This is a genomic window from Embleya sp. NPDC020630 (genome assembly GCF_044334985.1).
Classification (GTDB): Bacteria; Actinomycetota; Actinomycetes; order Streptomycetales; family Streptomycetaceae; genus Embleya.
This window is the reverse complement of the sequence record NZ_JBIRUB010000001.1, coordinates 609,602-616,337: the sequence shown is the minus strand read 5'-3', so window position 1 is coordinate 616,337 and position 6,736 is coordinate 609,602. Positions and strand designations below refer to the sequence as shown.

Annotated in this window: 2 protein-coding genes; both read left to right on the top strand. The window is 72.4% G+C overall.

Annotated elements, in window-relative coordinates:
* Positions 1-4,136: hypothetical protein (locus ACH4XV_RS02575; RefSeq protein WP_395786399.1), on the top strand; the 4,136-nt coding region annotated here is incomplete at its 5' end.
* Positions 4,137-4,141: 5 nt separating this feature from the next.
* Positions 4,142-6,736: a right-handed parallel beta-helix repeat-containing protein gene (locus ACH4XV_RS02570; protein WP_395786397.1), complete on the top strand. Its 2,595-nt coding sequence runs from the start codon at positions 4,142-4,144 to the stop codon at positions 6,734-6,736.

Sequence of the window (6,736 nt, the reverse complement as noted above, 5' to 3'; positions counted from 1 at the left end):
TCCACGGCAACCGCATCGACGGCGTCGACGTCACCCCGACCACCAACGGCGGCTACCGCATCACCGAACCCACCAGCGGACACACCACCCGCTACCGAGGCGACGGCAGCGTCGCCGAAGGCGGCGTCGTGCTCACCGGGTTCTCGGGTGACCGGCACTTCGTGGTGACCCGCGACGGCCGGCCCCCGGTCCTCACCGATGTGAACGGCAAGCCGATCACCGACCTCAGGCTGACCCCGTTCGAAAACGGCCACCACATCACCGACCCGGCCACCGGCCGCTCCGTGCGCTACGACGGCGCCGGCACCGCGGTCGAGCGGGAACTCGGCCTGACCGAACTCGGCGAGCCGCACTTCATCGTCGACCGCGGCGCCGGCCCCGAACTCACCGACGTACGCGGCACCCCCGTCGCCGGCGTCGAGGTCACCCCGCTCACCGGCGGCGGCTACCGGGTCACCGAGACGGCCGGCGGCCACAGCACCCGCTACTCCGCCAACGGCTGGGCCGCCGAACACGGCATCGCCCTCGGCGGCGTCGAACCCCGCTTCGTGGTCGGCGAGGGCCCGAACCGCCACCTCACCGACGTGCTCGGCACCCCGGTGCCGCACCAGACCGCCACGCTCACCGCCGACCAGGGCTTCCGGATCGTCGACACCCGCACGAACGTATCCACCCTGCACGGTGCCGACGGCGCGTTCATCGAGCGCGGCATCGCCGTCGGCGGCCCCGGCGAGCCCCGCTTCGTGGTCGGCGAGGGCGCCGCCCGGGTGCTCACCGACGCGAACGGCGTCCGCGTCACCGACCGCGCGATCACCGTCGTCGACAACGGCTACCGCGTCACCGACCCGACCACCGGCCACTCCTTCCGCCACGACACCGCCAACGGCACGTTCGAGCACGGCACCAAGCTGGGTCGCGCCGACCAGGGCCCGTTCGCGGTCGGCGACACCCTCACCGACCTGCACGGCAACCCGCTCCCGGTGGAGCAGCGGCTCACCCGCCTCACCGCCGCCGACGGCACGCACACCGGCTACCGAGTCGACATCGTGCACCCGAACTCCCCGCGTCACGGCGAGTTCCACGAGTTCGGCACGAACGGCACGGTCACCCGCGAGGGGTTCAACGTGCTGGACGACGGCCGCTTGACCAACCACCAGTACGTCGTCGACCACAGCACCCCGACACCGACCTGGCGCCAGGACTTCCACCCCGACTCCCCCGGCGGCCCGTTCACCCACAACGAGTTCCAGCACGGCACGGTGGACACGAGCGGCGCGGCCAACGGCGGACTGCGGCTGAAGTCGAATTCGCCGGACCGGGTGGTGATCTTCGAGCGCCGGATGTTGCCCGGCGGGACCACGCTCGACGCCTTCCGGCGTACCGACCTCAGCGGCTTCGGCACCTTCAGCCACCGCACCAAGTGGATCGAGTGGGGCGCCGACGGCACACCCCTCGCCCAGGGTTCGCGCAAGTTCGACACGTCCGGCTTCGGCTACACCGACGTCGACCGGCACTTCGTCACGGTCCGCGAATTCCGGGACACCATCCAGAAGTTCGACGGCCGGGCGGGACACACCCTCGGCGTCAAGGGCACCGACGGCTGGACGTGGCACCGCTACGACGGCGCCGGCAACGAGTTGGCGAGCGGTCCGCGTACCACGCACTGGGACGGCGGCTGGAGTGACCGCCACGGCCCGGGGGCCGGCACCCACGCGGGCGAACTGGTCCAGAAGCAGTGGGGAGAAGTGCACCGGACCGACCATGCCCGGCACTACCTCGAACACCCGCTGGGCGCCGACGGTTTCCGCAAGGCGTCCTGGGACGAGTTGTCGCCGCAGGGCAAGGAGGCCGGGAAGCACGTGGTGGAGACGAACGGTTCGACGTTCACCACTACCCGGGTCTCCGAGCAGCGCCCGCCGAGTTGGGCCCGAAAGTGGCTGACCGACAACTGGACGAACCCGACCGGCAACCACGCCTTCCTCGCCTCCGACACCCGCTACCAGGTGTTCACCTGGGAGAAGTCGGTCGCCGGCGCGGACGGCACCGTGGTCCGCAGCAACGGCACCCGCTTCGTCGGCGACGACGGCAGTTCCTTCGACATCCTCGCCGACGGCACCTTCGCCCGCTCGCAGATCAAGTTGGCCGACGGTTCGACCCTCAAGGCCGGCGACACGGTACGGCCGCACGCGAACGCCCCCGCCGGAACGATCCCGTGGAGCAAGGGCGACGTCATCGGTTATCGCCTGGATGCCGGCGGGCGGAACTGGCAGGACTTGCGACCGGTGACGAACGCCGACGGCGTCGTCACGCATTGGGAGATGGTTCGCGAGGGCTTCGAGAACGGCAACATCCGGCACTACACCACGCCGGAATCGCCCGTGCACGGCACCCCGGACGCGCCGATCCCGGCCCCCGAGATCCCGGTGGCCCCCAACCCGCGCAGCAACTGGGTCGAGTACGACGCCCACGGATACGTGGCCGGGCGTCGGGATACCTGGACACTCGCCGCCGGCAATGAGATCACGATCGTCGCGCACGGCTCGTCCACCGCGAAGACCTGGCGGTGGGAACGCCTCGATGCCGCCGGCCAGGTGCAGGAGTCCGGCAAGCGGGTGTTGTTCCGCAGCTCGGACGACCCCAAGCTGCCGTTCGACGACTCGTTCCGGGACTTCGACGCGCACAACAACCTGGTCCGCGAACGACGCATGCTCGACGACGGCCGCTACGTCGACGCGTGGCAGGCACCGGGCACCCAGACCTGGACCTGGCACAAGTTCGACCGGGCGGGCGCGATCATGCCCCAGCCGGGCACGGGCACCCACGAGCGGGTGTGGTGGAACCCGAAGGCGGCCGAGGGCGCCGGCGGCTGGCAGGCGACCCCGCTCGACGGCAAAAACCTGCTCTTCCGCGACCGGTTCGTACCCACCACGGGCGAGACGCTGGTGATCCGCGAGACCCCGCCGCACATCACCGACGCGCCGGCGCGGGTGCGCGAGTACGGGCCGGGCGGCGCCACGTCGCCGAACACCGCCACCTGGAAGGAGTTCGACCACGGCACGGCGGTGCGCACCCGATCGCTCACCCCCGAGGGGAACTACCTGGAACGGGACGCGTGGCGCGGCCAGTGGCGGCGCTACGACGAGCACGGCAACCTGCTGGCCCGGCGCACCGACGGCGGCGCGGTGATCACCACCGACTCGCTGGGCCGGTGGCGCGTGGTCGGCAGCGAGTACGACTTCCGCGGCCAGGTGACCGAGGTGCGCGGCTGGGTGCGGCGCGTCCGCGAGGGCCAACGCATGCCGTGGCGGGGCGACATGACCGGGATCGACGTGACGCAGTTCCGCACCGCGTTGACCGGAATCCCGGGCGTCCCGCCGACCGGCTCGATCCACCTGGCCGAAGCCGCCTACCAGGGCGCGGGGACGGTCCTGGGCAAGAAGCTCGCGCTGGAGTTCGCCCAGGAGTTCGCCATCGAGTTCACCGCGAACATCATCGTCGCCGACATCAACGCCAGGTCGCAGGGCAAGAGCCTGACCGAGACCGACTGGCAGAAGGCGGCGCTGAACGCGGCGGTCGGCGGCGTGGTCAAGGGCGGTGTGGGGGCCTTCGTGCACGAGAACAAGTGGGACGGCTTCCGCAAGCTCGGCGACCTCAAGAGCGGCTACGGCAACATCGACGGCGGCAAGCACTGGAACCGCCGGCCGGGCAACCACGACAAGACGTGGGCCAACGAGTGGGCGGGCAACGAGACCGCGGTGCGCTGGCGCAGCGGCACCTACGACTTCGGCTACAGCGCCGGCGTCGGCATGCTGGCCGGATTGATCAACGGCAGCATCAACGCGAGCGTGTTCGGCATCAAGGGCGCCGACGGCCTCACCCACAAGCTCTCCGGCTGGGAGGCGCTGGGCGACGGCGGGATCGCCTCGTTGTCCGGCGTGGTCAGCACCGGCAGTGCCTCGCTCGCCCGGATCGGCTTCCTCAACGCCGCGGGCGGTCGGTTCTTCCACCGCCAGGGCGTCAGCGAGTTCCTGCTCAACATCGGATTCAAGATCGGCGAGAAGATGTTCAACGGGTGGTTGTTGCCCAAGGTGCGCGCGGGGATCGATCCGGTCTGGTACCAGCAGAAGGATGCGTAGCGAAGGTGCGTAGCGCACAGATGTCGAGCGTCGAGCGGCACACCGGCGGCGGGCCGGTGCCCGTGCGGGTGGCCGCCAAGGGCCGGGGCGCCCACCGCCGGATCGCGGACGCGGTACGGGCCGCCGCGCCGGGGGCGACCGTCGTGATCGAGGCCGGCCACTACACCGAATCCCTGGTGCTGGCCCGGTCGGTGACGCTGTGTCCGGAACCGGGCGGGGGCGAGGTGGTACTGACCGCGAGCGCCGAGGGGCCGGCGATCACGGTCGACGCGGCGGACTGCGCGGTGCGCGGGCTGACCGTGCAGGGCGCGGGCGGCGACGCGCCGGCGGTCAGCGTGGGTCCGGGCGCCGGCCTGATCGTGGCCGACTGCGCGGTCCGGGGCGGTCGGATCGAGGTGCGCGGCGGGCCCGATCGGGACGAACCCGACGGCGCCGACCCGGACTTGGACGCGCCGCCGACGGCCGGCGGCACCACCTCGGCGCTGCTGCTCACCGGCACGCGCGTGACCGGCGCGCGGCTCGCGGGACTGCACGTGTCCGGCGACGCGCGGGCCCGGGTGGAGGACGTCGAGGTGGGCACGATCGAGGGCACCGGGATCGTGGTCTCCGGCAGCGCCCGGGTCGGCATCGCCCGGCTGCGCCTGGACGCCACCTCCGGCTCCGGGATCCGGCTGCGCGGCCGGGCCGTACTGCGCCTGGCCGACTCGGTGTTGCACGGCTGCGGGCGGGTGGGCCTGCTCCTGGAGGACGCCTCCTCTGCCGCCGCCAGCGAGAGCCGGGTCAGCGCGCCCGGCGCGGCCGGGATTCGGCTCGGCGGCAGCGCGCGGGCCGAACTGACCGACTGTCGGATCCTGGACGCCGCCGCGGCCGGCATCGTACTCGACGGCAGCGCGCGGGTGCTCGCGCAGGGCTGTGCGGTCCGCCGCTCGGCGACCAACGGGGTGCTGCTCACCGAGGCCGCGGCGGCCGAGTTGACCGACTGCCGCATCCTCGACTCCGGTTTCGGCTCGATCCACGCGGCCGGTACCGCCGTTCTCAAACTGGCCGACTGTCGGGTGGTGGGCACCCCCGAACACGGCGTGCACACCGCGGACACCGCCCGGGTCGAGCTGACCGACTGCACGGTCTCCGCCGCCGCGATGAGCGGGATCGCGATCACCGGCCGCTCCTCGGCCGCGCTCTCCGGCTGCCTGGTCGCGGACACCACGACCGGGATCGGCATCGCATCGCCCACCGGGTCGCGGGTGTCGGGATGTACGGTGCGCGCCGCCGGGCGCACCGGGATCGAGGTGACCGGCGAGGGTGTCGCCGAGTTGACCGGCAACCGGGTCACCGGCGCGGGTGCCGCGGGCATCGTGTTCGACGCGGGCTCGCGGGCCGAGTTGGCGGGCGGCTCGATCGAGGACTGCAGCGGGTCGGGGCTGGTGGTGTGGACCGGCGCCCGGCCGACGGTGCACGGGGTGCGGATCGAACGTCCGGGCAAGAACGGGCTGTTCGTGGCCGAGCAGGCCGGCGGCACCTACACCGGCTGCGACGTGATCGGCGCGGGCTACGCCGCGCTGCACGTGGGCGGCGGCGCGGATCCGCTGTTCCGGCGTTGTCGGCTGCGCGACTGTACGGACGACCTGAGCACGGATCCGGAGGCCGCGCCGGTGTTCGACGACTGCGATCCGGCGCTCGGCGGCACGCGGGCCGGCGCACAGCCCGCCCCCGCGGCGATCGCGGGGGTCGGGCCGGGCCCGGCCGCCGCACCGCCGGTGCCGGATCTGCCCGAGGTGGTCGAGGAGAAGCTGACCGACCTGCTGGTCGAACTCGGCGAACTGGTCGGCCTGGACGGGGTCAAGCGCGACGTCGCGTCGATGGCCAAGCTGATGCAGACGGTCCGGCTGCGGGTCGAGGCCGGGCTGCCCGCGCCGCCGTTGAGCCGGCACCTGGTCTTCGCGGGCAACCCGGGCACCGGCAAGACCACGGTGGCCCGGCTGTACGGCCGCCTGCTCAAGGCGCTCGGGCTGCTCGGCCACGGGCACCTGGTCGAGGTCGACCGCAGCGCGCTGGTCGGCGAATACGTGGGCCACACCGGGCCCAAGACCGCCGCCGCGTTCAACCGGGCGATCGGCGGCGTGTTGTTCATCGACGAGGCGTACTCGCTCTCCCCGCTCGCGGGCGGCAACGACTTCGGCTCCGAGGCGATCGCCACACTGGTGAAGCTGATGGAGGATCATCGCGACGACGTGGTGGTGATCGCGGCGGGCTATCCCGACGACATGGACCGCTTCGTGTCCTCCAACCCGGGCCTGGCGTCGCGGTTCACCCGCACGCTGCTCTTCGAGGACTACGACGCCGAGCAGTTGGTGGCCATCGTCGAGCAACAAGCCGAGCGTCACCGCTACGAACTCACCCCCGCCGCACGCACCGAGTTGCTCGCCCTGTTCGCCGGCATGTCCCGGGGCGGCGGCTTCGGCAACGGGCGTTCGGCCCGCCAGGCGTTCCAGGAGATGACGGAGCGCCAGGCCGGCCGGGTCGCCGAACTCGAACACCCGGACGCGGCGCAGCTGATCGCGTTGGAGGTCGCGGATCTGCCGACGTCGTTGGCCTCGTAG